We start from the raw sequence: 984 nt of genomic DNA, 5'->3' as shown, positions 1-984 counted from the left end.
CGGCCCGTCCCGGGGCGCGGCGGGCGGGGCAGGCTGCGTTCCAGCGCGCGCAGCGCGACGCAAATTTCCTGCCAGGCGGCCGGGCTGCCGGCGCGCAGCGCGGCTTCGCCCTGCCCGCCCAGCACTGCGTCCGGGCGCATAGGCCGCAGCGCGGCGCAGGAGGTGGCAAGCGCGGGCAGGATCTCGACATGGGCGTCGGAGGCCCAGCCGGGCAGATCCTCGAAGCGGACGGGGCGGAGCGGCGGCGGGGCGGGGGGGCCGGCTTCCTCGGGCCTGGCTTCAGGCTCGGGTGAGGGCCCGCCATGCTGGGCGCGGGCGCCGCTCGCGATCAGGACAAGCACCAGCGCGAAGGCGATGGTCCGGGCGGTGCGGCCGGGATGGCGCGGCGGGTCCATGGCGGTAGCATACCCCGGCCCTGCCGGCGCCGCGACTCTCCGGGGGCAAGTGGGAGCGCCGCGGGCGCCCCGGCCCGGGGCTCAGGCGGGCCGGGTTCCCACCAGCTTCCAGGTGGGATCGGAGACCGCAAGATCGCGCTGGAACGTCCAGAGGTCCGTGATCTCGGTCACCGCCTCCGCACCCGCCAGGATCGAGCCGTCCCGGCCCGTCGTCAGGCTGATCTGGTCCGAGACGATGCGGACGGTGATCTCGGCCAGGTTTCCGCGAAGGTCGGCGGCCTCGATGCCCATGTCGTGGATCGCGCGGATTTCCGTGCGCTGGGTCTCGCCTTCCTGCTCGCGGCGGCTGATCTCGCCCTCAAACCCGGCATAGGCGTCATCGGCCAGGAGGTTGCGCAGCGTGATGCGGTCGCCGGCGGCGAAGGCCTCGACGATCATGCGGAAGGCGCCCTCGGCGCCGCCGAGGAAGGCGGCCGGGTCGAAGCCGGCATCGATGCCGCGGATGCGCATCAGGGCCTGGCCGGCAGGGGAGCGCGGGTCCGGCACGCCGCGCCGCGCCGGGCCGGCGGGGGCGACGGGCACGGCTTCC

The 984-nt window shown here is 75.7% G+C and carries 1 protein-coding gene and 1 pseudogene; both read right to left on the bottom strand.

Going from position 1 to position 984, the window contains the following annotated elements; all coding sequences use genetic code 11:
• A pseudogene (locus HW577_RS25600) lies at positions 1-395 on the bottom strand (hypothetical protein); the annotation flags it as partial.
• Positions 396-476: 81 nt separating this feature from the next.
• Positions 477-984 (bottom strand): Tim44/TimA family putative adaptor protein (locus HW577_RS25595; protein ID WP_198378896.1); only part of this gene is annotated, 508 nt, incomplete at its 5' end.

Source organism: Neoroseomonas rubea (assembly GCF_016106015.1).
GTDB lineage: Bacteria > Pseudomonadota > Alphaproteobacteria > Acetobacterales > Acetobacteraceae > Neoroseomonas > Neoroseomonas rubea.
This window is presented reverse-complemented; position numbering and strand designations above follow the sequence as displayed.